26 protein-coding genes are annotated in these 21,546 nt (G+C 67.6%); 10 read left to right on the forward strand and 16 right to left on the reverse strand.

Going from position 1 to position 21,546, the window contains the following annotated elements; translation table 11 throughout:
- Positions 1–25: 25 nt before the first annotated feature.
- Positions 26–547, reverse strand: coding sequence for a DUF8056 family protein (locus D8670_RS06060; protein ID WP_121817171.1), 522 nt, complete (start codon positions 545–547; stop codon positions 26–28).
- A 100-nt stretch (positions 548–647) separates the two neighbouring features.
- Here D8670_RS06060 and D8670_RS06065 point away from each other — a divergent pair, with 100 nt between their 5' ends.
- Genes D8670_RS06065 through D8670_RS06075 form a run of 3 tightly spaced genes read left to right on the forward strand, consistent with a single transcriptional unit; the run spans position 648 to position 3,329 of the window.
- Complete coding sequence (locus D8670_RS06065; protein WP_121817172.1) at positions 648–1,940, forward strand: glucose-6-phosphate isomerase; 1,293 nt, start codon at positions 648–650, stop codon at positions 1,938–1,940.
- A gap of 34 nt (positions 1,941–1,974) precedes the next feature.
- On the forward strand, positions 1,975–3,132 hold the full coding sequence (locus D8670_RS06070; RefSeq protein WP_121817173.1) for a CPBP family intramembrane glutamic endopeptidase: 1,158 nt from the start codon (positions 1,975–1,977) through the stop codon (positions 3,130–3,132).
- 47 nt (positions 3,133–3,179) lie between these two features.
- Positions 3,180–3,329 (forward strand): CopG family transcriptional regulator, encoded by a 150-nt coding sequence (locus D8670_RS06075; RefSeq protein WP_121817174.1) that lies wholly within the window; start codon positions 3,180–3,182, stop codon positions 3,327–3,329.
- Here the strand turns inward: D8670_RS06075 and D8670_RS06080 are convergent.
- Genes D8670_RS06080 through D8670_RS06090 form a run of 3 tightly spaced genes read right to left on the reverse strand, consistent with a single transcriptional unit; the run spans position 3,326 to position 4,353 of the window.
- Positions 3,326–3,790 (reverse strand): NOB1 family endonuclease, encoded by a 465-nt coding sequence (locus D8670_RS06080; RefSeq protein WP_121817175.1) that lies wholly within the window; start codon positions 3,788–3,790, stop codon positions 3,326–3,328. The two genes, D8670_RS06075 and D8670_RS06080, sit on opposite strands and share 4 nt — an antisense overlap.
- Positions 3,791–4,036 carry a PRC-barrel domain-containing protein gene (locus tag D8670_RS06085; RefSeq protein ID WP_121817176.1) on the reverse strand — a complete coding sequence of 82 codons (246 nt, stop codon included), beginning with the start codon at positions 4,034–4,036 and terminating at the stop codon, positions 3,791–3,793. It lies immediately after the preceding gene.
- 50 nt (positions 4,037–4,086) lie between these two features.
- Positions 4,087–4,353 (reverse strand): hypothetical protein, encoded by a 267-nt coding sequence (locus D8670_RS06090; protein WP_121817177.1) that lies wholly within the window; start codon positions 4,351–4,353, stop codon positions 4,087–4,089.
- A gap of 171 nt (positions 4,354–4,524) precedes the next feature.
- Here D8670_RS06090 and infB point away from each other — a divergent pair, with 171 nt between their 5' ends.
- Complete coding sequence (gene infB, locus D8670_RS06095; protein WP_121817178.1) at positions 4,525–6,327, forward strand: translation initiation factor IF-2; 1,803 nt, start codon at positions 4,525–4,527, stop codon at positions 6,325–6,327.
- 361 nt (positions 6,328–6,688) lie between these two features.
- On the opposite strand, the gene D8670_RS06100 is transcribed toward infB, so the two are convergent.
- Together D8670_RS06100 and D8670_RS06105 are read right to left on the reverse strand one after the other, a co-directional pair.
- On the reverse strand, positions 6,689–7,084 hold the full coding sequence (locus D8670_RS06100) for a DUF5811 family protein (RefSeq protein ID WP_121817179.1): 396 nt from the start codon (positions 7,082–7,084) through the stop codon (positions 6,689–6,691).
- Positions 7,085–7,219: 135 nt separating this feature from the next.
- A complete protein-coding gene (locus D8670_RS06105; protein WP_121817180.1) occupies positions 7,220–7,696 on the reverse strand; it encodes a pyruvoyl-dependent arginine decarboxylase in 477 nt (158 codons plus the stop codon).
- A gap of 124 nt (positions 7,697–7,820) precedes the next feature.
- Here D8670_RS06105 and D8670_RS06110 point away from each other — a divergent pair, with 124 nt between their 5' ends.
- Positions 7,821–8,291 carry a hypothetical protein gene (locus tag D8670_RS06110; RefSeq protein WP_121817181.1) on the forward strand — a complete coding sequence of 157 codons (471 nt, stop codon included), beginning with the start codon at positions 7,821–7,823 and terminating at the stop codon, positions 8,289–8,291.
- 237 nt (positions 8,292–8,528) lie between these two features.
- Here D8670_RS06110 and pan2 read toward each other — a convergent pair whose 3' ends face one another.
- Positions 8,529–9,767: a proteasome-activating nucleotidase Pan2 gene (gene pan2, locus D8670_RS06115; protein ID WP_121817182.1), complete on the reverse strand. Its 1,239-nt coding sequence runs from the start codon at positions 9,765–9,767 to the stop codon at positions 8,529–8,531.
- Between the two features lie 85 nt (positions 9,768–9,852).
- Entirely contained in the window at positions 9,853–11,643 is a 1,791-nt protein-coding gene (pepF, locus tag D8670_RS06120; protein WP_121817183.1) for an oligoendopeptidase F, read from the reverse strand.
- Positions 11,644–11,720: 77 nt separating this feature from the next.
- Here pepF and D8670_RS06125 point away from each other — a divergent pair, with 77 nt between their 5' ends.
- A complete protein-coding gene (locus tag D8670_RS06125; protein ID WP_121817184.1) occupies positions 11,721–13,043 on the forward strand; it encodes a M28 family metallopeptidase in 1,323 nt (440 codons plus the stop codon).
- Here the strand turns inward: D8670_RS06125 and truA are convergent.
- Complete coding sequence (gene truA, locus D8670_RS06130; RefSeq protein ID WP_121817185.1) at positions 13,040–13,831, reverse strand: tRNA pseudouridine(38-40) synthase TruA; 792 nt, start codon at positions 13,829–13,831, stop codon at positions 13,040–13,042. The genes D8670_RS06125 and truA overlap by 4 nt on opposite strands.
- A complete protein-coding gene (locus D8670_RS06135; protein ID WP_121817186.1) occupies positions 13,831–14,262 on the reverse strand; it encodes an SHOCT domain-containing protein in 432 nt (143 codons plus the stop codon). Before D8670_RS06135 ends, truA begins: the two co-directional genes overlap by 1 nt.
- Before the next feature lie 104 nt (positions 14,263–14,366).
- Between D8670_RS06135 and D8670_RS06140 the strand changes: the two genes are divergently transcribed.
- Both D8670_RS06140 and D8670_RS06145 read left to right on the forward strand, forming a co-directional pair.
- Positions 14,367–14,516, forward strand: coding sequence for an antitoxin VapB family protein (locus tag D8670_RS06140; protein WP_162994203.1), 150 nt, complete (start codon positions 14,367–14,369; stop codon positions 14,514–14,516).
- A gap of 76 nt (positions 14,517–14,592) precedes the next feature.
- Positions 14,593–14,973, forward strand: a complete 381-nt coding sequence (locus tag D8670_RS06145) for a PIN domain-containing protein (RefSeq protein WP_205254038.1) — start codon at positions 14,593–14,595, stop codon at positions 14,971–14,973.
- Here D8670_RS06145 and hisS read toward each other — a convergent pair.
- From hisS to D8670_RS06170, 5 genes are all read right to left on the reverse strand, one after another.
- The gene (gene hisS / locus D8670_RS06150; RefSeq protein ID WP_121817188.1) at positions 14,970–16,274 is read right to left on the reverse strand and encodes a histidine--tRNA ligase; all 1,305 of its coding nucleotides are present in this window, start codon (positions 16,272–16,274) and stop codon (positions 14,970–14,972) included. The two genes, D8670_RS06145 and hisS, sit on opposite strands and share 4 nt — an antisense overlap.
- A gap of 67 nt (positions 16,275–16,341) precedes the next feature.
- Positions 16,342–16,935 (reverse strand): DUF7411 family protein, encoded by a 594-nt coding sequence (locus D8670_RS06155; protein WP_121817189.1) that lies wholly within the window; start codon positions 16,933–16,935, stop codon positions 16,342–16,344.
- Position 16,936: 1 nt separating this feature from the next.
- Positions 16,937–17,287, reverse strand: a complete 351-nt coding sequence (locus D8670_RS06160; RefSeq protein WP_121817190.1) for a DNA-binding protein — start codon at positions 17,285–17,287, stop codon at positions 16,937–16,939.
- 160 nt (positions 17,288–17,447) lie between these two features.
- Entirely contained in the window at positions 17,448–17,705 is a 258-nt protein-coding gene (locus tag D8670_RS06165) for a DUF8006 family protein (protein WP_121817191.1), read from the reverse strand.
- Positions 17,706–17,744: 39 nt separating this feature from the next.
- Complete coding sequence (locus tag D8670_RS06170) at positions 17,745–17,948, reverse strand: DUF7996 family protein (RefSeq protein WP_121817582.1); 204 nt, start codon at positions 17,946–17,948, stop codon at positions 17,745–17,747.
- Between the two features lie 627 nt (positions 17,949–18,575).
- On the opposite strand from D8670_RS06170, the gene D8670_RS06175 reads away from it, so the two are divergent.
- Complete coding sequence (locus tag D8670_RS06175) at positions 18,576–19,946, forward strand: PQQ-dependent sugar dehydrogenase (protein WP_121817192.1); 1,371 nt, start codon at positions 18,576–18,578, stop codon at positions 19,944–19,946.
- Positions 19,947–20,041: 95 nt separating this feature from the next.
- Here D8670_RS06175 and D8670_RS06180 read toward each other — a convergent pair whose 3' ends face one another.
- Positions 20,042–20,842, reverse strand: coding sequence for a hypothetical protein (locus tag D8670_RS06180; protein ID WP_121817193.1), 801 nt, complete (start codon positions 20,840–20,842; stop codon positions 20,042–20,044).
- Between the two features lie 283 nt (positions 20,843–21,125).
- Between D8670_RS06180 and D8670_RS06185 the strand changes: the two genes are divergently transcribed.
- The gene (locus tag D8670_RS06185) at positions 21,126–21,545 is read left to right on the forward strand and encodes a type IV pilin domain-containing protein (protein ID WP_121817194.1); all 420 of its coding nucleotides are present in this window, start codon (positions 21,126–21,128) and stop codon (positions 21,543–21,545) included.
- Position 21,546 lies beyond the last annotated feature (1 nt).

Here is a 21,546-nt window from a genome sequence, read left to right on the forward strand (position 1 = left end):
CGAGCGTGTACACCGGCCCCCCGGCTCACCGCGACCGTCGATGCATCAGCGCGATGACGAGCGCGGCCAGTATCGGCGGGAGCAAGCCGACTAGCGGCGGCAGCGCGTACAGCGCGTCGACGACGGGCGCGAGCGGCCCCGACGCGGCCGTCTGCTGCGCCGGCGGCACCGTGATCACGAGGCCGACGTACAGCGCGAGGACGAAGCCGAACCCGGCGAGCGCGAGGCGGCGGTCGTAGCGCGCGTCGCTCCCCGCGCGGCGGTGGCGGCGGGCGACGAGCAGCACCGGCGCGACGACGGGCACCACGACGAGCAGTCCGACGAGGACGTAAAACGACCGCGAGAGGGTGAGCGACCCGCCGGCCGTCCCGACGGTGTCGCCGATGAGGACCACCAGCGCCGATCCGAGCAGGAGCGTGACGAGCACGGTCAGCAGCGCGCTGAGGACGGCGTAGCCGCGGAAGGCCCACGAGTCGCTCGTCCGGAACGCGTAGGGAAACGCCCCGGGGAGGCCGCGGTACGTCCGCTCGTCGTCGGTGTCGGCCATCGTCGGCGCTTCGGACGGTACCGGAATAAGCGACCCGGTACGTCGGCGATGCCGGGGCGAACGCGGTACTAACTTATAGCGCCGCGCCGCGGGTCACACCATGCACGTCGACCTCGGCAACGCGCTTTCGACGGTCGCGTCGCCCGGCGTCTCCCGAGAGGCGCTCGAACGCCTCGACGGGGACGTCGCGGCGGCGCACGAGCGGATCGAGGCGGGCCGCGCGGACGGCGAACACGGCTACGCGTCGCTGAACCTGCCGGAGACGGCCGACCCCGACGCCATCCGGGCGGCGGTCGACCGGTTCGACGACCCCGACGCCGTGCTGACCGTCGGCATCGGCGGGAGCGCGCTGGGCGCGGCGACGCTCGCCGACGCGCTCGACTCGGACGTGGACGCCCACTTCCTCGACAACGTCGACCCCGAACGCGTCGCGGCGCTGCTCGACTCGCTCGACCTCTCGAACGTCGTCGTCAACGCCGTCTCTCGGTCCGGCACGACCGCGGAGACGCTGTCGAACTTCCTCGTCGTCCGCGACGCCATGGAGTCGGCGGGCGTCGACTGGACCGAACGCACGTTCGTCACGACCGGTGAGGAGGGGCCGCTCCGCCGGCTCTCGGAGAAGCACGACCTGCCGGCGCTTGCCGTCCCCGACGGCGTCCCCGGCCGGTTCTCGGTCCTCTCGACCGTGGGGCTCGCCTGCGCGGCCGTCCAGGGCCACGACCTCGACGCCGTCCTCGCCGGCGCTCGCGACGAGGCCGACCGCCTGTCCAGGTCGCTGTTCGAGTCGCCCGCGTACGCCTACGGCGCCGCCGCGTACGCGCTCGACCAGCGCGGCGCGTCGGTCAACGCGATGATGCCGTACGCGGAGTCGCTGGAGACCTACGCCGAGTGGTTCGCCCAGCTGTGGGCCGAGAGCCTCGGGAAGGACGGCCTCGGCCAGACCCCCGCCCGGGCGCTCGGCGCGACCGACCAGCACTCTCAGCTACAGCTGTACCGCGCCGGCCCCCGCGACAAGATGGTGACGATGGTCCGCCCGCGCGAGCGCGCCGACCGCGCGATCCCGGAGACGGACCTCGAGGGGCTGTCCTACCTCGGCGGCTCGACGCTGGGCGAACTGCTCGACGCGGAGTTCGAGGCGACGGAGGCGAGCCTCGCGGCCGCCGGCCGGCCGTCGGTCCGGGTCGAGATCGACCGGGTCGACGAGCGCGGCCTCGGCGAACTGCTGTACGGGATGGAGGCCGCCTGCGTGCTGGCGGGCGAACTGTACGGCGTCGACACGTTCGTCCAGCCGGCCGTCGAGTGGGGCAAGCGCGCGGCCCGCGGCCTGCTCGGCGGCGGCGAGTTCGAGGAAGCCGAGGCCGTCGCCGAGAAGGAGCGGCTCGTCGTCGAGTAACAGAGTTTACTGTCCGGGGCCCGTAGGGGACCGCATGGACGACACGGCAGTCGCCGGAACGTACGCGTCCCCCTCCGACCGGTCTATCGCCCCCGACGCGGGAGCCTCCCTCGCCGGCGTCGCGCTGGTCGCGGCGGTCCTCCTGCTGACGAACGACGTCCTCGACGACCTGACGGTCGCCGCGGCGGGCGTCGCGGTGGCGGGCGTCATGCTCGCGGCCTTCTTCGGCCGCCGGTACGACCTGCTCGACAGGCGACTCGCCGCGCCGCTGGCCGCGGTCGCCGGCGTCGCGGTCGTCGGCCTCGGCGGCTACGCACTCGTCGCGGGGTCGTCGGGGAACCCCCTCCCGTTCGGCCTCTCGTCGCTGGGGATCGGCGCGGTCGGCACGCTCGTCGGCGGCGTCGGCGGCGTCCTCGCCGCGCTCGCTGATTGGCAGGCCATCCCCGACAGTCGCCTCGCCAAGATGGTACGGACGACGGTCGTCAGCACGGGCGTCGGCCTCTTCGGCTACCTCGTGTTGAACGTCGCGTCGCTGCTCGTCGCGGTGTTGCTCCTGGCCACTGTCTGGCCGGAGCTGACGCCCATGCGCCAGCAGCTCGTCGGCGCGTTCGGGCTCGGCCTCGGGACGGCCGCGACGGCGCTCGCGTACCTCCGGCTCTCCGACCGCGACCTCGACTTCATCGACGTCCGGACGCCGTCGCTCCGAGACGCCGGCCTGGCGGTCGCCGGCGTTTTCGTCATCTTCGGCGGCCTCATCGGCCTGAGCCTCCTCTTCCAGTACCTCGGCGTCCCCTCGTCGAGTCACTCGACCGTCGAGCAGGCGCGGCAGGGCAACCCCGAGATACTGCTGCTGCTGATCCCGGCGTCCTTCCTCGTCATCGGTCCGGGCGAGGAACTGCTCTTTCGCAACATCGTCCAGAAGTCCCTGTACGACGTCTTCTCGCGGCCGAGCGCCATCGTCGTCGCGAGTTTCGTGTTCTCTATCGTACATTTCTCCGCGTACGGCGGGGGTTCGATGGTCGAGACGCTCGGCAGCCTCGCGACGATCTTCACGCTGTCTATCGTGCTCGGTGCGTTCTACGCCATGTCGGACAACATCCTGGTGCCCGCGTTCATTCACGGGGCGCTGAACGCGATCCAGTTCGCCACCCTGTACGTCGAGATAACCGGCGCGGCCCCGGCGCTCGTCTGACGGCCGTCTGACAGGGTTTTATTTCACATCCTATATATAATACGTCTATGGCCAGACAGTACTCCCTCGTCTGCGAGGACGACATCGGCGAGCGCGTGCGGGCGCTCGCCCGCGAGTACGGACTCACGGAGGAGGAGGTACTGCGCCAGCTCATCCAGCGGGGGCTGGAACAGACCGAGGCCGAACGGCGTTCCTAGGCGTTCGACGGGTTCTTTCGAGAGAGCGCGCTCCCGCAGATCGGACAGCGGTCCTTGTTGTCGTCGAACTCGCGCCCGCAGCCCTGACACTGGAACAGCCAGGAGCGTTCCTCGGCGATGCCGTCCTGCGCGATGACGTCCACGTCGACGTTCAGCCGCTCCGCCACGTTCTGCATCGCGTAGTCGTCCGTGACGAGCGTCCCGTCGAGTTCGAACGTCGCGGCGATGAGGCGAACGTCGGTGTCGGAGAGTTCCTCCAGGTCGCCGAGCTCTTTCGCCGCGCGGCGGACCTTCTCCGTCGTCTGGTCGCCCGGGATGTGAATGTGCATCCCCGACCCCTCCATCGCGTCGTACCGGTAGGCGCTCTCATCCTCGAGTTCCTCCCGGACCATCGGAATCGTGGCCGTCTGCTCGTCGGTGTGGTACTCGTTGATGAAAGCGGACGAATCGAGAACGTACATTTACCGCTGGACGACGATGTAGTCTTTCACAGCCTGGACGCGCGATACCGGAACGCGGAACCGGCCGCCGGTGTCGGTTTCGAAGTCGATGCTACGCTTCGGCGTCTCCTCGGTGGGCTCGACGATCATGTCGTTGAGCTCGCCCGTTCGGAGGTCCATCGTGATGTTGTACAGCATCCCGAGTTCGGTGCCGTCGGACCCCATGACGTCCTTCCCCGAGAGGTTCTCTGCCAGTATGCCGGACATACAGTCCCTTTCCGACTAATGAAATATAAACGCCACGGGCCCCGTCGCGGTCAACCGGGCGCAGTGGGTGAACTCTCGTCCCGGTCGCCGGCGCGAAGCAAGCGGCCGACGCGGCCGGCGAGAGCCCGTTTCGCGCTACGCTCGTCCTCCTCGTCCGCGTTCGAGAGCCGTTTCAGTTCTCGCTCGGCCTCGTACCGGCCGTTGTACGCCGGATCGAGGTATACGTCGCCGGACCCCTCGATGCGCTCCTCGGACTCCTCGACGGCGTACCACTCTCGGAGGCGGGCCAGTAGACGGCCGAGGACGTCCCAGGCCATGTGCGACGTTAGTTCCTCCTGGAGAATAACTGTAACGAACGATCCGATCACGGTTCGCCTTCGCCCCTCCCGTCGACGGGATCCGCGATATCTAGCCGAACGGCGGGATGACGATACAATTAAATGCCGCGCAGAGTACTCCTACACAAGAACCTTCTCCGGTGGTTAGCTATGTCTGATACCGATACACGCGACCCGTCAGAATCCCTTCGTACCCCCATCGTCGCCGTCCTGGGCCACGTCGACCACGGCAAGACCAGTCTGCTCGACAAGATCCGCGGCTCCGCCGTCATCGAGGGCGAGTCCGGGGCGATCACCCAGCACATCGGCGCGACGGCCGTCCCGCTCGACGTCATCTCGGAGATCGCCGGCGACCTCGTCGATCCCGACGACTTCGACCTCCCCGGGCTCCTGTTCATCGACACGCCGGGGCACCACTCCTTCACGACGCTTCGCTCCCGCGGCGGCGCGCTCGCCGACATCGCCATCCTCGTCGTCGACGTCAACGACGGCTTCCAGCCCCAGACGCTGGAGGCACTCGACATCCTCAAGCGCTCCGAGACGCCCTTCATCGTCGCCGCGAACAAGATCGACACCGTCCCCGGGTGGAACGCCAACGAGGACGCCCCGATCCAGCAGACGTACGACCAGCAGAGCGACCGGGTGCGCTCCGACCTCGACGAGTCCCTCTACGAGATCATCGGCAACCTCTCCGACGAGGGCTTCTCCGCGGACATGTACTGGCGGGTCCAGAACTTCCAGAACAACGTCGGCGTCGTCCCCGTCTCCGCCATGACCGGCGAGGGCGTCCCCGACCTGCTGACCGTCATGATGGGCCTCTCCCAGCGCTACATGAAGGAGGCGATGGAGATCGACGTCGAGGGGCCCGGCGTCGGCACCGTCCTCGAAGTGAAAGAGGAGAAGGGCTTCGGCACGACCGTCGACGTCGTCCTCTACGACGGCACCGTCGCCGAGGACGACACCATCGTCGTCGGCGGCGAGAACGACCCCATCGTCACGGAGGTCCGCGCCCTGCTCAAGCCGCGCCCGCTCGCCGAGATTCGGACGGAGAGCCGCTTCGACACGGTCGACTCGATCTCCGCCGCGTCCGGCGTGAAGATCGCCGCGCCCGAACTCGACGAGGCGATGGCCGGCGCGCCGGTCCGGGTCGTCCGCGACAGCCCCGTCGAAGAGGTCGTCGCCGAGGTCGAGGAGGAGCTCTCCGACATCGCCGTCTCCACCGGCGAGGAGGGCGTCGTCATCAAGGCCGACACGCTCGGCAGCCTCGAAGCGATGGCCAACGCCCTCGAGGAGGCCGAAGTCCCGATCATGCGGGCCGAGGTCGGCGACGTCGCGCCGCGGGACGTCAGCGTCGCCAGCACCGCGGAGGACGACAAGCACCAGACGATCCTCGGGTTCAACGTCGACGTGCTGGACGACGCCGAGGACCAGGCCGACCTCGACGACGTGAACGTCTTCGAGAGCGACGTGATCTACCAGCTCATCGAGGAGTACGAGGAGTACGTCGAGGAGATCGAGAAGGCCCAGCAGGAGACGGTCCTCGAGAACATCACCCGCCCCGCCCGCTTCCGCATCCTCCCGGACCACACCTTCCGCCAGAACGACCCCGCGGTCGTCGGCGTCGAGGTGCTCGCCGGCACCGTCAAGAACAACTCCCGGGTCGTCCTCTTCGAGGGCAACGAACCCGACCGCGTCGGCCAGATCAAGGGGATCCAGGAGCAGGGCGAGGACGTCGACGAGGCCCGCCGCGGCGACCGCGTCTCCGTCGCCATCGACGGCCCCACCGTCGGCCGCCAGATCGAGGAGGGCGACGAGCTCTGGACGGAACTCCCCGAGAAGCACGCGAAGATACTCGAACAGGAGCTCTCCGACGACATCCCGGCCGACGAGTTCGAGGCGCTCCAGCAGTACCTCGACAAGCAGCGGAAGCGGGACCCGTTCTGGGGGAAGTAACGCGACGACCTTTTGCGCTGTGCGACGGGAAACCCGCCGCTTCGCGGCGGTTTCCCGAGGCTCGGCAAAAGCTCGACCAAAATCACGGTCGTTCGAAAGGCGCGAAGCGCCTTTCGTGATGCCGAGACGGCTGCGCCGTCTCGGGCCACGTCACCCCCTCAGTCGCTTCGCTCCTTCGAGGGTTCCTTGGACCGCTCGCTCCCTACGGTCGCTCGCGGATACATTGCTTGCAGAGTGCCTGCCCTTCCCCGGGTCGCGCGGTTCGTCGCGTCCCCTCCTCACCGCGCTTCCGGCCGTCGACGGTGATTTCGCCCGTGCAGCCGCTGAGACAGCGTCGCTGCCTTAAAAAAAGGATCCCAATTTACCGCGCGGTCGGCGTGACGCCCTCCTGCATGGCCTGTTTGACCTGCAGGGCGGCGCTGGCGGCGAGGCCGCGGGCGACTTCGTTGCGGTCCTCGGCGGCGATGAGGTCCTCGCCGTCGAGGTCGTCCTCGTCCGGCGTGAAGCCGGCGGAGACGGGGTGGCCGACCGGGGGGCGGACGGCGACGGTCACCTGCGGACCGCCGGCGCCGTGGGAGATCTCGGAGTCGACGACGTACTCGCTGGGGAGGTACTCGCGGGTGCGGGCCGCGATCCGGGAGACGTCCTGACGGAGCGCCCGCTTCTGGTCCTGAGTGAGTTCAGGGAGATCAGCCGTGGCGCGCTTGCCGGCCTGCGTAATACCGGGGTTTCCGGCGTACGGCGTGTTTCCGTTCATGAGAATCGTGCTATCTGCCTTACGTCCCTCCCTCGTAAAAAGGGATCGGCCGGGGTAACGTGTGTCTCACCGGTCGTGAGCCGCCGAACGCCGTCGCCGCGCTGTCTCGGCGGCCGCGTCCGAAACGGGCGGCGGTCAGAACAGCGAGTCGCTGTCGCCGTACACCGCCAGCACGACGGCCGACGTGTACATCCCGGGCTCCGCCGGCTCCGTGGCCACCTCGTGCTTGGCCTCCCCGAACGTCCAGTCGCGCAGTTCCTGCCCCGTCGAGAGCCCCTGCAGCACGCGGTCCCGGACGTCCTCGGTGCCCGTCTCGCCCGCGGCCTCGTAGAACAGGCCCGGACCTTCCTCCGACTCGGACCAGGCCAGCCCCGCGCTGGCGCGACCCGGACCGGCCACCGTCGCCCGCGCCTCGACGACCGTCAGGCGCTCGCCCGCGGGGCCCAGGTCCGGCGCGGTGCCGACCGCCTCCACCTCGGCGTCTGCGGGGATGACCGACGAGACGGGGACGAGGTTGTAGTTGTGCACGTTCGCCGCCGCGAGCGCGGCGTCGTACGACGCCATCTCCGTGGGTCCCGTCGCCGTCCCCCAAACGACGCGAATCGTGTTCATACTCGGAGGTGACGCTCGCCCGCGTAAGGCGTTGCGGTTCGATAGAGCGGAAGACCGCGATATCGACTGCCGTACTCCTGTCCGCGATCCGAAGATTCAGAAGGGTCGCAGGTAATCGGCGGACATGGGCGAGTTCGCGTCGACGGTGCAAGCCCGCCTCCGCGATCGGCTCGCGGAATCGCTGCCGACGTTTAGCTGGCAGACAGAACACCGGATCGCCGGTACGCCCGTCGACGTTGCCGGGGCGAGCGACGACCACATCATCATCGTCGAACTAGAGTGGCGTCGTGCCGACCCGGCCGACAACACCGCGAAGTTGTTCCGCCACCTGAGCACCGATCGAATCGTCCGGAGCCGAGTTACCGTCGCACAGGTCTTCACTGCTTACTACGACCTCAAAGGTGACGGTGTCTCATCGAAGCGGAAGAACGCAGAGTTCGTGGGTCGAACGGCGTCCGAAACGATCGACCGACTCTCTTACCACCCGGTCGACTTCGCCCTCACGCCTCCGAAGCGCGGCGGCGACTGGCCGGACGACTGGAAGCAGGCGGCCGACCAGACCGCAGAGCGGATCGATGCGTGCATCGACGGCTGACGGGAGTGTTCTCCACTAGGTGGCGAGTTCTATGACCGGTTTACGGCGGAAGGCATACGGCGGCGAAGCCGCCGTTTCACCGCGAGCGACCAACGGGAGTGAGCGGTCCAAGGAACCGTCGAGGGAGCGAAGCGACCGAGGCGGTGACGCTGTGATTTTGGTCGAGCTTTTGCCGAGGACTGCGAGCGTGTCCGCCCACGGCGGACCGCTCGTCACGCCGCAGCGCAAAAGTTCGTCTTAGTAGGCGTAGTCGGGGTAGCCGCCGGACGCGACGGTGTCGCCGGCGGCGTCGTCGTCCTCCATCTTCTCGAGGGCGTTCTCGAAGTCCTCCATGCGGACCTCGGTGCGCTCGTCGCGGATGGCGAACATCCCGGCCTCGGTGGTGAGCGACTCGATCTCGGCGCCGCTGTAGCCCTCGGTGCTGTCCGCGAGGGCGTCGAAGTCGACCGTGTCGGCGACGTTCATGTCGCGGGTGTGGATCTCGAGGATCTTGACGCGGCCGTCGTGGTCCGGCTCGGGCACCTCGATGAGGCGGTCGAAGCGGCCGGGGCGGAGGATGGCGCGGTCGAGCATGTCGAAGCGGTTCGTCGCCGCGATGATGCGGATGTTCCCGCGGTCCTCGAAGCCGTCCATCTCCGAGAGCAACTGCATCATGGTGCGCTGGACCTCGGCGTCGCCCGAGGTCTTGCTCTCGGTGCGCTTCGCCGCGATCGCGTCGATCTCGTCGATGAAGATGATGGAGGGCTGGCGCTCGGAGGCGAGCTCGAACAGGTCGCGGACGAGTCGGGAGCCCTCGCCGATGAACTTCCGGACGAGTTCGGAGCCGGCCATCTTGATGAAGGTGGCGTCGGTCTCGTTGGCGACGGCCTTCGCCAGCATCGTCTTCCCCGTGCCGGGCGGGCCGTGCAGGAGCACGCCGCTGGGCGGCTCAATGCCGGCCTCAGCGAACTGCTCGGGGCGGACGAGCGGCTCCTCGACGGCCTCGCGGACCTCGCGGACCTGCTCGTCGATGCCGCCGATGTCCTCGTAGCGGACCTCGGGGCTCTCGTCTATCTCCATCGCCTGGGCGCGGGCGTCGGTCTCGTTGTCGAGGATCGTCTGGACGCTGAAAGAGTCGTTGACGGCGACGCGGTCGCCGGCCTCCAGCTCGTCCTGCAGCCGCGGGGAGACCTCGGTGAGGACTTCTTGGTTGTTGCCGTGTTGCTTGACGACGATCTCGTCGTCCGAGACCTCCTCGACGGTCGCGACGTACAGCGAGGAGGTCTTGAGCTTCTCGTTCTCGCGCTCGAGCTTGTCGACGTCCGCGCGGAGCTCCTGCCGGCGCGCGTCCGCGGTGTCGAGCTGCTCGGTCAGTTCGTCGTGCACTTCGAGGATCTCCGCGAAGTGCTCGCGAAGCGCTTCGACGCGCTCCTCGTCGGACATCTCGGGATCGAGGTCGAGGCGGGGTCTGTCGGGGAGCGAGGGGCTGCGTGACATCAGTTACAAACGATTAAGAAACGCTCGGTAAATGTGCCTTTGGGTCGCGGTCGATACTGGAGTCAGATCGATGACGCCACTGGCGTCAGATCAGCGACGCCATCTCGTCGAGGTGCTCGTCGTACTCGTCGAGTGCGCGCTGGATCGGCTCGGGCGAGCTCATGTCGACGCCGGCGTGGCGGAGCAGGTCGAGCGGGTACTCCCGGGAGCCGCGCTGCAGGAACTCGATGTAGCGCTGCGCGGCGGGTTCGCCCTCCTCCAGAATACCCTGCGCGATTGCGACGGCGGCGCTGATGCCGGTCGAGTACTGGAACACGTAGTACGCCCGGTAGAAGTGCGGGATGCGCATCCACTCGCGAGCGATGCGGTCGTCGACGACCGCGGGCTCGTAGAACTCCGCCTTGAGCTCGCGGTACAGCTCGTCGAGGCGGTCGGGGGTGAGCGCCTCGCCGGCCTCTTCGAGCTCGTGGACGCGGTGCTCGAAGTCGGCGAACATGGTCTGGCGGTACAGCGTCGACCGGAAGCGTTCGAGGTACTCGTTGAGGACGTGCCGGCGGAACTGCGGGTCCTCGACGGTGTCGAGGAGGTGGTGGGTGAGCAGCGCCTCGTTGACCGTGCTCGCGACCTCGGCCACGAAGATCTCGTAGTCGCTGTAGACGTAGGGCTGCTCCTCGCTCGTGTACTGGGAGTGCAGCGAGTGGCCGAGCTCGTGGGCCAGCGTGTACATCGAGGAGATGTCGTCCTGGTAGTTCATCAGGATGAACGGCTGGGTGTCGTACGTGCCGCCGGAGTACGCGCCGGCCTGCTTCCCCTGGTTCTCGTACACGTCGACCCAGCGCGACTCCAGGCCCTCCGCGACGCGGGACTGGTAGTCCTCGCCGAGCGCGCCGACTGCCTCGACGATGTGCTCTTTCGCCTCCCCGTACCCGACGTCGGGGCTCTCGGACTCGGTCATGGGCATGTAGAGGTCCCACATCCGGAGCTCGTCGACGCCGAGCGCCTCGCGCTTGAGGTCGGCGTGGCGGTGGAGCGTGTCGAGGTTCTCGCGGGCGGTCTCGACGAGGTTGTCGTACACCTCGACGGGGATGTTCGGGCCGTCGAGCGCCGCCTGCCGCGCGGTGTCGTAGTTGCGGGCGCGGGCCTCCTTCACGTCGGCCTTCACGCTGTTTTTGTACGCCGACCCGACGGCGTTTCGCACCTCGGCCCACTCGTCGAAGAACTGCTCGTACACCTCCCGCCGGAACTCCCGGTTCGGGTTCTTCTGGAGCTTCGTGAAGTTGCTGAGGGTGATCTCGACGGCCTCACCCTCCGGGTCCTCCACGGCGGGGAACTCCATGTCCGCGTTCGTCAGCATGTTGTACACCTCGCCGGTGCCGTGGGTCACCTCGCCGAGCTCGGCCAGCAGCTCCTCGACCTCCGCGGAGCGGGTGTGCTCTTTCATCCGGAGCACGTCGCCGAGGTAGTGGTCGTAGCCTTCGAGCCCGTCGGTCGACTCGACCATCGCGTCGAGTTCCTCGCGCGACAGGGACTGGATCTCCGGTTCGATGAAGCTCGCCGCGCTGGCGGCGTCGGAGTGCAGCGACTGCGCCCGGGCGGTGAGCGCCTGGTACTCCTGGTCGCGGGTGTCCTCGTCGCGGCGCATGCGGGCGTAGGCGTACACCTTCGACACGTCACGCATGATCGCGTCCCGCAGTTCCAGCACTTCGAGGAGGGTCTCGCCGTCGTCGGCGACGCGGCCCTCGTAGGCAGACAGATCGTCGACGCGCTCGGCGACGTCCTCGTAGGCGGCCTCCCACTCGTCGTCGGTCGCGTAGACGCTCTCCAGGTCCCACTTGTACTCGGTCTCTATCTCCGAGCGTTCGGGTACCGAACTCATGGGCCTCCCTAGGTGGAGTCCCGAGGTAAGACTTGTCGTTCATGATTCTTATCACGACGGCCGTCGGATCGCACGCCATGACGGACCTCGACCGCGCGCTCGGCCGCGCATGGCGCGACGACGCCCCGTGGCGAACGCTCTCCCGCCTCGCCGAACTCCCCGACCGACTCGGCGGGCACGAGGGCGAGCGCCGCGCCGCCGATATCGTGGCGGAGGCGCTCGCCGACGCCGGCGTCCGCGACGTGACTCGACAGTCGTTCTCGATGACGCGCTGGACACGCGGCGCGGCGTCGTTCTCGGTGACTGCCCCGGTCGAGCGCGCCTTCGAGGCGGTCGCACTCCCGTACTCGCCCGGCGGCGAGGTGACGGCCGACATCGTGGACGCGGGCTACGGGACGCCGGAGGAGATAGACGCCGCGGACGTCGACGGGAACGTCGTCGTCGCGAGCACGGACACGCCGCCGGACCGACGGTTCCTCCACCGGATGGAGAAGTACGGCCACGCGGTCGACGCCGGCGCGGCGGCGTTCGTCTTCGCCAACCACGTCGAGGGGCAACTGCCGCCGACCGGCGCGCTCCGGTTCGACGCCGCCGGCGAGATCCCGGGCGTCGGCGTCTCGAAGGAGGACGGCGCGTGGCTCCGGGAGTACGCCGAGCGCGGCGCGACCGTCAGCGTCGGCGTCGACGCGGGGACGGACCCCGGTGAGAGCCGGAACGTCCACGGGGTCCTCGGTCCGGACGGCGCGGACGAGGAGGTCGTCGCCCTCGCGCACTACGACGCCCACGACGTCGGCGAGGGCGCGCTCGACAACGCCTGTGGCGTCGCGGTGCTGGTCGGCGCGGCGCGGGTCCTCGCCGAACTCGACCTCGACTGCCGCGTGCGCGTCGCCGGCGTGGGTTGCGAGGAACTCGGTCTGCTGGGGAGCGAGGCGCTCGCGGACGTGCTTGACCTCGACGCCGTCCGCGCGGTCGTCAACGTCGACGGCGCGGGCCGCTTTCGGGACCTGCGGGCGTTCACGCACGCTTCGGACGCGATGAACGACCTCGTCGACCGCGTCGCCGACGAGACCGGTCATCCCGTCGTCGAGAAGCCGGACCCGCACCCGTTCAGCGACCACTGGCCCTTCCTGCGCGACGGCGTGCCGGCGCTGCAGTTGCACAGCGAGAGCGGCGAGCGCGGCCGCGGGTGGACTCACACCCGCGCCGACACCCGCGACAAGGTCGACCGCCGGAACCTCCGATCTCACGCGATGCTCGCCGCCCTGCTGATACGCGAACTCGTCGCGGCCGACGACGCCCCGCCCCGCGTCGACCCGGCGACGCTGCGCGAGGCGTTCCGCGAGCGGGCGTACGAGTCCGGGATGCGAGCGGCCGGCGTATGGCCCGACGAGTGGGGCTAGAGCCGGTCCGCCATCTCCCCGGCCACCCGCGCCCGTGTTCGCCACTCCACCCGCTTTCCGCCGAACACCGCCTGTGCGCTCTCGGCGGCGTCCTCGTCGACCGCGAACGTCAGGTCCGGGTACTCCGCGTCGACGAGCACGAGCGGATACGCCGGCGCGGGCGGGATCCCCTCGTGGCCGGGGAGCGGTTCGGGCGCGAGAACGCGCTCTATCTTCTCCATCGCCGCCTCGCCAGTCGCGACGGCGCGGGCCAGCGAGACGAGCCGCCGGACGAGTTGTCGGGCGAACCCGCCGGCGCGGAACGTCAGGACGAGGTAGTCGCCGTCGACCACGAGCGAGGCGTCGAGGTCCCGGACCGTCCCCTCGTCGTCCGGCGTCAGGTTGTGGAAATCGTGCTCGCCCCGGAGCCGGTCCAGTGCGGTCCGCGCCCGCCCCGCGTCGGCGTCCGGCGCGTACAGGTGGTAGACGTACTCCCGGGCAGTCGCGTGGTGGGTCGCGTGGAACCCGTCGGGCGCGTCGGCCCGCGCCCACGCTCGGACGCTCGCGGGGAGTTCCCCGTTGAACGCGGCGGGCGAGAGCCACTCCGGCGCGTCGAACGCGACTGTCTGGGCGACGGCGGAGACGCCCGCGTCGGTCCGCCCGGCGGCGGCGTACCCCGGCGGCGCGCCGTCGGAGACGCCGAGGTCACGCAAGGCGTCGAAGACCGCGTCCTCGACGGTCGGCACGTCCGGCTGACGCTGGAACCCGTGGTACGGGCGGCCGTCGTAGGCGATCCGGTAGGCGTCCATCAGCGCCGTTCGCGCTCCGGTTCTCGGCCGTGCTCGGACGGTCGTCGCCGCGTTTCGTCTCCGCCGCGCCGGTCGACGTACTCGCGCGCCTCGCCGACGCTCTCGGTCGCCAGCAGGTCCTCCAGCCGGCGCTCGTACTCCATCTCGTCTATCTCGCCGCGGGCGTAGCGCTCGCGGAGGGTTTCGAGGGCGGCCGACTCGTCGACCGCGTCGTTTTCGGTGGCCGGATCGGCGTCGGCGGCGCTCCTTTCGGGGTCTTTCCCGCTACGGCCGATCATCGCGCTCAGCGGCACGAGAACGGCGAATCCCAGCGCGAAGATCATCCCCGTGTACGGGAAATCGAGGAAGACGGAAACGAGCCCCGCGCCAAGTACTAGCATGGACATCACGCCGGGGTCGAGGACGCTGTCGGCGGCCTCGGAAGCGGTCATGTTCGGCGCTACCGGCGCGTGCGACAAATAACTACCCGCGTCGGACGAGGGAGGACCCGTACGCGATGCAACAACTATGGATGCACAGATCGAACTACACAGATATGGGTAGCAAGGCCATTAGCGTCCGCGAGGACGTCTATCGGGCGCTGAAACGGGAGAAGCGAGACGATGAGAGCTTCTCAGACGTCATCGAACGGCCACCCGAGGGGAGGGGAACCGGCATCCGCTGTTCGGCCTCGTGGGTACGCTGAACGAAGGCGAGGCCGACCGAGTGCGCGACGCGGCGGCGTTCCGGAGCCGACTCGACGACGAAATGGACCCCGGCGCGTGATCCTCGACTCGTCGTTTCTGATCGACCTGATGGCGAGCGACGAAGCCGCCGTCGCGAAACTGGAGGAACTGGTCGCCGATGGGAAACCGCTCGGGATCTCCCCGCTCACCGCCACGGAGGTCGGGACCGGTCTGCGCGACGAGTCCGCTCGCGAGGCCTTCGACGACGTGCTGGTGGACGTCGACGTCGTTCCGTTCGACCGAGACGAGGCGCTGCGGGCCGCCCGGATACAGCGTCGGCTCGAAGCGGACGGGCAGCGGATCGGGGTCGTCGACGCCATGATCGCCGCGACGGCGCTGGAACGAGACGACGCGGTCGTTACGAGAAACGTCTCTGAGTTTCGACGCGTGGACGGCGTCCGGGTGACGCCGTACTAGGCGATATCGTCGTACGTCGGCCGATCGTGGTCGCCGGGGAACTCGTCGACCGGCACCTGCGTCTGGTCGCCGCTCGCCATGTCCTTGATCGTCAGCTCGTCGTTCTCGAGGTCCTGTTCGCCGACGATGACGACCGTCTCGGCGTTGATGGAGTCGGCGTAGTCCAGTTGCGCGCCGAAGCTCCGGCCGGCGACGTCGCTCTCGACGACGTGGCCGCGCTCGCGCAGGTCGCGGGCGACGCGGGCGGCGACGGGGCGGGTGTCGCCGACCTGCAGGACGTAGTAGTCGGTCGAGAGCTCCTCGTCGGGCCAGACGCCGGCGCGCTGGCAGAGCAGCGGCAGCGTCGCGTGGCCGGGGGCGACGCCGACCGCGGGGGTGGGCTGGCCGCCGAAGCTCTCGATGAGGTCGTCGTAGCGGCCGCCGCCGAAGATGGAGCGGGAGACCTCGCCGGTGGAGTCGAAGCACTCGAAGACGACGCCGGTGTAGTAATCGAGGCCGCGCGCCGTTTCCAGCGACAGCGTGCAGTACTCGCGGACGCCGAAGTCCTCGGCGGCGTCGAGCACGTTCTGGAGGTTCGTCACGGCCGCCTCGACGCGGTCGGTGTCGGCGAACTCGACGAGTTCGTCGAGCTCCTCGGCGCCGACGCGGAGCAGGTCGTCGAAGCGCTCCGCCTGGTCGTAGGAGAGGCCGGCGTCGGAGAGCAAGGCGTGGTACTCCGCCTCCTCGATCTTGTCGCTCTTGTCGACGGCGCGGATGGCTTCCTGCGTGTCGACGTCGGCGTCGAACGACTCCAGCAGGCCGCCGAGGATGTCGCGATGGGAGACGCGGAACTCGAAGTGCTCACGGGTGAGGCCGAGGTCCGTCATCGCGTCGGCCGCCCACGCGAGGATCTCGGCGTCGGCGGCGGGGTCGCTGGAGCCGAAGATGTCGACGTTCGTCTGGTAGAACTCCCGGAACCGGCCCTGCTGGGGCTCCTCGTAGCGCCAGAACGGCCGCGTCGAGAACCACTTGATCGGCTTCGACAGCTCCTGTTGCTTGGCGACGACCATCCGCGCGACGGTCGGCGTCAGCTCCGGCGTCATCGCCACGTCGCGGCCGCCCTGGTCCTCGAAGGAGTACAGCTCCTCGACGATGCCCTCGCCGCTCTTGTCGACGTACATCTGCGTCGATTCGAGCGCCGGCGTCCCGATCTCCCGGAAGCCGTAGCGGCGGGCGGTGTCCTCCAGCGCGTCGACGGTGGCCCGCCGGGCGCTCATCTCGCCGGGGTAGAAGTCCCTGAACCCCTTGAGTCGCTCGTACATGTCTCCCGGTAGCGCGGGGGCGCGCTTGAAACCTGTTATCTGCGGGCGGCCGCGCCGCCGCGGCCGGTCACTTCCGGATCCCCGTGACCCGCGTCTGGTCGTGGTCCGGGAACACCTCGGCGACGGCCTCGTCGCCGTGGCGCTCGGCGAGCAGCCCCCGGAGTTCGCCCTCGTAGTCCGCGCGCCGGATCTGCTCGCTGGGGCCAACGTCGAGTTCGAGGGTCGCGTCGACGAGCCTGTCGACCGCGCCGCGACCGAAGCCCGATAGCGGCGCGATGTAGTCGACGCCGTGGCGGTCCTCGAGGCTCTGTGCCTCGGCCCGGGAGACGGTCGGGACGCGGTCGTCCCGCCGCGTGCCGTCGGCGACGGCGTCGAACTCGCGCCCGGCGAGCCGTTCCAGGGCGTGGTCGTGGACGCGCTGGATGCCGTTGCGGGGGTAGCCGTCCTCGTACATCCGGTCGACGGCCTCGACGGCGACCTCGCGGTCGAGGTCGAGGCGCTCGAACGGGAAGCCGACCGTCGCCGCGGTCTCCTCGGCGTGGGTCCACTCGTCGGTCACGCCGAAGTGGCCGGTGACGAGCGTCACGTCGTAGAACTCCTCTAAAAGGAGCGCGGCGAGCGTCGAGTCCTTGCCCCCGCTGTAGAGCAGCCCGAGCTCCATCTCAGCGGCGCTTGATGTTGAAACTGTTCGAGTCGGGCTTGAGCTCCTTCAGGAGCTCCTTCATCTTCTCCTCGTCGACCTTCCCCTGAATCCGGCCGCTCTGGGCGAGCGCGACGACCTGGCGCTCGACCTGCTCGCCGAAGTCGGGCTTGCTCATCTTCACGGAGTTCAGGCGCTTGCGCGCGCCGTCTGTCAGGTGCTGGCGGAGGATCGCCTGCTTCTGGGCGTCGGCCTGTTGCTGCTGGCGCTGCCGGGCCTCCTCGTTGCCGCCCTGCTGTTGCTGTTCCTTGAGCTGTTCCATCTTCTTGCGTCGAAGCTCGTCTAGTTCGTCGTCGTCGGGGCTACCGCTCATACTACATCCACCTTGCGTTGCTGGCGGCAAAATCATTACGGACGAGAGGAATCACTACCGCGCCGGCGACCGATGCGAAACTGCTGTCGACGGGCGCGCCTCGGCGCGCGAAGCTGGGGAGAGAGCGGGCGGAGAGACCCGCCCGAAGCAACGGGCGGAACTATCGGCGGGCGGTCGCGTACAGGACCGGGCCGATGATGAGCAACACGATGCCGAAGTAGCGAAACTGGATCGGCGCCTGGCTGCTCGGGGTCACCAGGAAGATGAGGCCGAAGACGAGTACGTTCAGCGACAGCACTTTCTGCGATTTCAGCGGCAGCGAGCCGAGGATCGACAGCACGAACAGGAGAAACACGGCGTGCCCGATGTGGTAATCGAGCAGGAAATTGTCGAGCGCCTGCAGCGGTATCTCGGTCATCCCTATCGGATACTGCCGCCGATTCGGCCTTTAAACTTGTTATTCCGACTGGACCGGCCCCGTGATATCGAGGGGACGAAACCAGACGTACCAGACGACGAACACCATCGTGCCGAACCCCAGCGCCCACGTCACGGACCCGAGCGTCGCGTACCCCGCGCTGGTCAGGAAGTACTTCGCCATCCCCGGGATGAGGACGCCGGCGGCCAGAACGGCGGCGAACGCGACTTTTCCCGAAACCACGGTCACGCACCCCCTCCACGCTGTATCCGTCTCATGGTCGAACGTTGATCGCCCAGTCGGGTGAATCTCTCGGTTTCAAAGGGGTGGGACGCACTTGGAGCGTGTGACACGTGCGTCCGGTACAGTTTTCTTCTTCGATAATCATAAATACGGCCAGTAGTTCACGGAGATAAGGGACCGTTTTACACGCGGTCCGGAGCTCGGATGGCCAAGTGTCCGACCGATCGAGCGACAGCCCCGGGTCAATCCCGGCTTACTCCCGGACGCGGGCCGTCCGATGGACCGTCAGAAGGGTCGCGACGCGCCGCCGGTCGGCACGCGCCGACGCCCGTCAGGTACCGCTTACGCTCGAGGAACGCCAATAACCCCACATCTACCGGTGGTGACGGTTCCGCTTCAGGGTTACTTCTACTCCGGGAGTAGGGGATCAGAACCGGAGCGAGGCCTGGGTATGTCACGCGATGGCCGAGCACTGCTGGGTGACACACGGACTCGGAAACAACGTTCCGGGACTGCCCACGCTGGTTCGGTGACCGAGCGGCGACCCCGAACCACTGTGTTCGAGCGGTTCGAACGGGCCGTAGGCGCAGATTAATTTTATACTACCCGTCTCATATCAAATACCATATGAAGAGGCGGAGGTTCCTGCGCGGCGGTCTGGCCACGGTTGCGGGAACGGCTGTCGGGATGCGACTCCAGAGTCCACGGTGGGAGATGAGCGACGGCGAGACCAGCCCCGTCGTCGACGGTCCGCCGGTCGGACTCGAACCCGTCGCCACCGGGCTCGAACAGCCGGTCGCGATGGCGTTCCCCCGGGGCGATCCGTCGGTGCGGCTGATCGCGGAGAAGTCCGGCGTCGTCCACCGCCACGACGGGGACGGCTATCAGGAGGAGCCGTTCCTCGACGTCTCCGACTCGATGGCGGGGCCGGAGAACTGGGAGATGGGCTTTCTCGGCTTCGAGCTCCACCCCGACTTCGCGGACAACGGGAAGTGTTACGCTCGCTACAGCGCCCCGCTGACGTCGGCGTCGTTCGACCGGTTCTCCCACGCGTTCGTCCTCTCCGAGTTCACTGCGACCGACGACCGCCGCCGCGTCGACCCCACCTCCGAACGCGTCCTCCTCTCCCTGCCCGAACCCGGCCCGAACCACAACGCGGGTTCGATCACCTTCGGCCCCGACGGCTACCTCTACGTCGCCGTCGGCGACGGGAGCTCCGGCGACCTCGACGCCGGGCCCGGACACGTCGACGACTGGTACCTCATGAACCGCGGCGGGAACGGGCAGGACGTGACCGAGAACCTGTTCGGGAGCATCCTCCGCATCGACGTCGACAGCGGCGAGTCCCCCTACGGCGTCCCGGACGACAACCCCCTCGTCGGCGAGGACGGCCGCGACGAACAGTGGGCGTGGGGCTTCCGGAACCCCTACCGAATGTCATTCGGCCCCGACGGCCGACTGTTCGTCGGCGACGTCGGGTCGAACCGCTTCGAGGAAATAAACCTCGTCCGCCGCGGCGGCAACTACGGCTGGAACGTCCGCGAGGGCAAGCGCTGTCTCTCGAACCGCTACGCCGCCTACGCGCTCGCGAAGCTCCCTCTCTCCCGGAACAACTGGCCCGCCTGCCCGTCCGCGACCCCCGACGGCGACCCCCTCGTCGATCCCGTCGCCGTCTATCCCCACCGCCGCGACGGCGAGCCGTTCGGACAGGCCGTCATCGGCGGCCACGTCTACGACGGCGACGCGGTTCCCGACCTCCGCGGCGAGTACGTGTTCGCCGACTTCGTCGGCGACGGGCGCGCCGCGCGGCTGTTCGCCGCGTCGCCGGACGACGACCCCCCCTGGACGATGCGCGAACTCCGTCCGACCGTCGACGGCGAACCCTTCGAGAAATACGTCCTCTCTTTCGCCACTGACCCCGACGGCGGACTCTATCTCCTCACGTCGCGGTTAGCGCCGGAGACGGGAACGGTGTACCGGATGAAGTCGCCGTCGTGATCGGTGCGCGTGACGGGAATCACCGACTGAGGTAGTGCCTATCTGGCAGGTAACCTCTCCGCAGAAGAGATGGGACCCGAAGAATAGCATAGAACTTACTGGAGTACTCGGGCAGCATCTGCTGAGAGCGTAATCGTCGCGTCCCCGCTTGTGACGGTCTCACCAAGAGTTTTTTCGAGAAAGGCAGCGACTTGGTCCCGGTATTCCTGCGGCCGATCCTCAGAAATGGTAACTGTTGCTTTGTCATCGTGGATGGCACCACGGTTCAAAACGTACGTCCGAGCAAAGTCGAGACGGAGGTGCTGGCCAACATTGTCGAGGTAGTTCGGGAGTGAGAGATCGTCGCGTGTAGCTTTCTCTCCGAGCGGCGCACCAAGGACTGTAAGGACACGACCAAGGATCGCACCGTCCGTCGTGACGCGAATTTCGGTCGACCGGCCGATTTCGTCTGCGTGGCAGATATCGTATTCGACGCCCACGAGTCCGCACGCCGCGACGACCCGGTCGAGGGCGTCGTCTGAGTCGACCGCGAAGTACGGTCGGTAGGTATCGGCCAGAATTGACCCACCGGAGAACACCTGCGCGACGAGACGGTTCAATCCCTCGAACGTCGACGATCCAGTGTCGATCTCTATCCAACCACGTGCGTGCGCTCGTTCGAGGCCACGCTGTGGATCCGGTTTCCCTCCGTCATCGATCCACGCCCGGAGCCGTGCTCGCGGGAGATCGAGATCCGTAGCGACGCGTTGCGAGCCCGCCCGGCCGCCGTTGCCGCCGCGAAGTTCTGCCGAGGCCTTCGTCGCTTGGTAGTACTGTTGGAGGAGTTCCCAGGGACCGACATCTGTGTTAGGAGAGTAAGTTTCAACAAACTCTTTGGAGGATATAATTGTCGGCATTTTGCCAATCTTGGCTTTGTGCTCATATAGGTGTAACGGTGATTAAGCAGTTTGAAGGCCTGATTAGCGTTTTCAATGGCTCGTTGAAGGGTTACAAGACTTGGTATCTCGTGTCTGTGAGAATGAATAAACAACTACATTTATACCGGCCCGGTGTTATCGTCGTCTTAACGCACCAACGAAAACGGAACGGCGCGAGGAAGTACACCCCCTCCACGCGTCGATAAATAGGTTCGATTTGTCGAACCTTAACCGTTGTCGTGGGTGCGGGAACAAGACAATCATGAACATCAAAAATCTGTTCACCGACGACGACGCAGTTTCGCCGGTGATTGGCGTCATCCTTATGGTCGCCATCACCGTTATTCTCGCGGCCGTGATCGGGGCGTTCGTCCTCGATCTCGGCGGATCACAGGAAAAAACTCCCCAGGCCAGCTTCGACTGGGATCAAAATAGCACCGATGCCGTGACGGTTACCTTGGAATCTGGTGAATCGATTGGTGCTGACCGGCTGTCTACGAACTTTGACGGTGGGTCATTCAATTCTGATGGCGATTGGGCAACTAAATATTCCGGTTCTGAAGTTGGTGCCGGTGACTACGTAGTTGTGACAGGACTCAGTAGTGGCGATGAGGTCCGCGTCGTATGGACATCGGAAAGCGGAGAGACCTCGTCAACGCTCTCCACGTACACTCTCCAGTAAT

Origin of the sequence: Halostella limicola, from assembly GCF_003675875.1 — an archaeon.
GTDB lineage: Archaea > Halobacteriota > Halobacteria > Halobacteriales > Natronoarchaeaceae > Halostella > Halostella limicola.

Excerpts from the sequence above, each read along its gene's own strand:
- D8670_RS06060 (WP_121817171.1), bottom strand. The coding sequence starts at position 547 with ATGGCCGACACCGACGACGAGCGGACGTACCGCGGCCTCCCCGGGGCG.
- D8670_RS06065 (WP_121817172.1), top strand. The coding sequence starts at position 648 with ATGCACGTCGACCTCGGCAACGCGCTTTCGACGGTCGCGTCGCCCGGC.
- D8670_RS06070 (WP_121817173.1), top strand. The coding sequence starts at position 1,975 with ATGGACGACACGGCAGTCGCCGGAACGTACGCGTCCCCCTCCGACCGG.
- D8670_RS06075 (WP_121817174.1), top strand. The coding sequence starts at position 3,180 with ATGGCCAGACAGTACTCCCTCGTCTGCGAGGACGACATCGGCGAGCGC.
- D8670_RS06080 (WP_121817175.1), bottom strand. The coding sequence starts at position 3,790 with ATGTACGTTCTCGATTCGTCCGCTTTCATCAACGAGTACCACACCGAC.
- D8670_RS06085 (WP_121817176.1), bottom strand. The coding sequence starts at position 4,036 with ATGTCCGGCATACTGGCAGAGAACCTCTCGGGGAAGGACGTCATGGGG.
- D8670_RS06090 (WP_121817177.1), bottom strand. The coding sequence starts at position 4,353 with ATGGCCTGGGACGTCCTCGGCCGTCTACTGGCCCGCCTCCGAGAGTGG.
- infB (WP_121817178.1), top strand. The coding sequence starts at position 4,525 with ATGTCTGATACCGATACACGCGACCCGTCAGAATCCCTTCGTACCCCC.
- D8670_RS06100 (WP_121817179.1), bottom strand. The coding sequence starts at position 7,084 with ATGAACGGAAACACGCCGTACGCCGGAAACCCCGGTATTACGCAGGCC.
- D8670_RS06105 (WP_121817180.1), bottom strand. The coding sequence starts at position 7,696 with ATGAACACGATTCGCGTCGTTTGGGGGACGGCGACGGGACCCACGGAG.
- D8670_RS06110 (WP_121817181.1), top strand. The coding sequence starts at position 7,821 with ATGGGCGAGTTCGCGTCGACGGTGCAAGCCCGCCTCCGCGATCGGCTC.
- pan2 (WP_121817182.1), bottom strand. The coding sequence starts at position 9,767 with ATGTCACGCAGCCCCTCGCTCCCCGACAGACCCCGCCTCGACCTCGAT.
- pepF (WP_121817183.1), bottom strand. The coding sequence starts at position 11,643 with ATGAGTTCGGTACCCGAACGCTCGGAGATAGAGACCGAGTACAAGTGG.
- D8670_RS06125 (WP_121817184.1), top strand. The coding sequence starts at position 11,721 with ATGACGGACCTCGACCGCGCGCTCGGCCGCGCATGGCGCGACGACGCC.
- truA (WP_121817185.1), bottom strand. The coding sequence starts at position 13,831 with ATGGACGCCTACCGGATCGCCTACGACGGCCGCCCGTACCACGGGTTC.
- D8670_RS06135 (WP_121817186.1), bottom strand. The coding sequence starts at position 14,262 with ATGACCGCTTCCGAGGCCGCCGACAGCGTCCTCGACCCCGGCGTGATG.
- D8670_RS06140 (WP_162994203.1), top strand. The coding sequence starts at position 14,367 with ATGGGTAGCAAGGCCATTAGCGTCCGCGAGGACGTCTATCGGGCGCTG.
- hisS (WP_121817188.1), bottom strand. The coding sequence starts at position 16,274 with ATGTACGAGCGACTCAAGGGGTTCAGGGACTTCTACCCCGGCGAGATG.
- D8670_RS06155 (WP_121817189.1), bottom strand. The coding sequence starts at position 16,935 with ATGGAGCTCGGGCTGCTCTACAGCGGGGGCAAGGACTCGACGCTCGCC.
- D8670_RS06160 (WP_121817190.1), bottom strand. The coding sequence starts at position 17,287 with ATGAGCGGTAGCCCCGACGACGACGAACTAGACGAGCTTCGACGCAAG.
- D8670_RS06165 (WP_121817191.1), bottom strand. The coding sequence starts at position 17,705 with ATGACCGAGATACCGCTGCAGGCGCTCGACAATTTCCTGCTCGATTAC.
- D8670_RS06175 (WP_121817192.1), top strand. The coding sequence starts at position 18,576 with ATGAAGAGGCGGAGGTTCCTGCGCGGCGGTCTGGCCACGGTTGCGGGA.
- D8670_RS06180 (WP_121817193.1), bottom strand. The coding sequence starts at position 20,842 with ATGCCGACAATTATATCCTCCAAAGAGTTTGTTGAAACTTACTCTCCT.
- D8670_RS06185 (WP_121817194.1), top strand. The coding sequence starts at position 21,126 with ATGAACATCAAAAATCTGTTCACCGACGACGACGCAGTTTCGCCGGTG.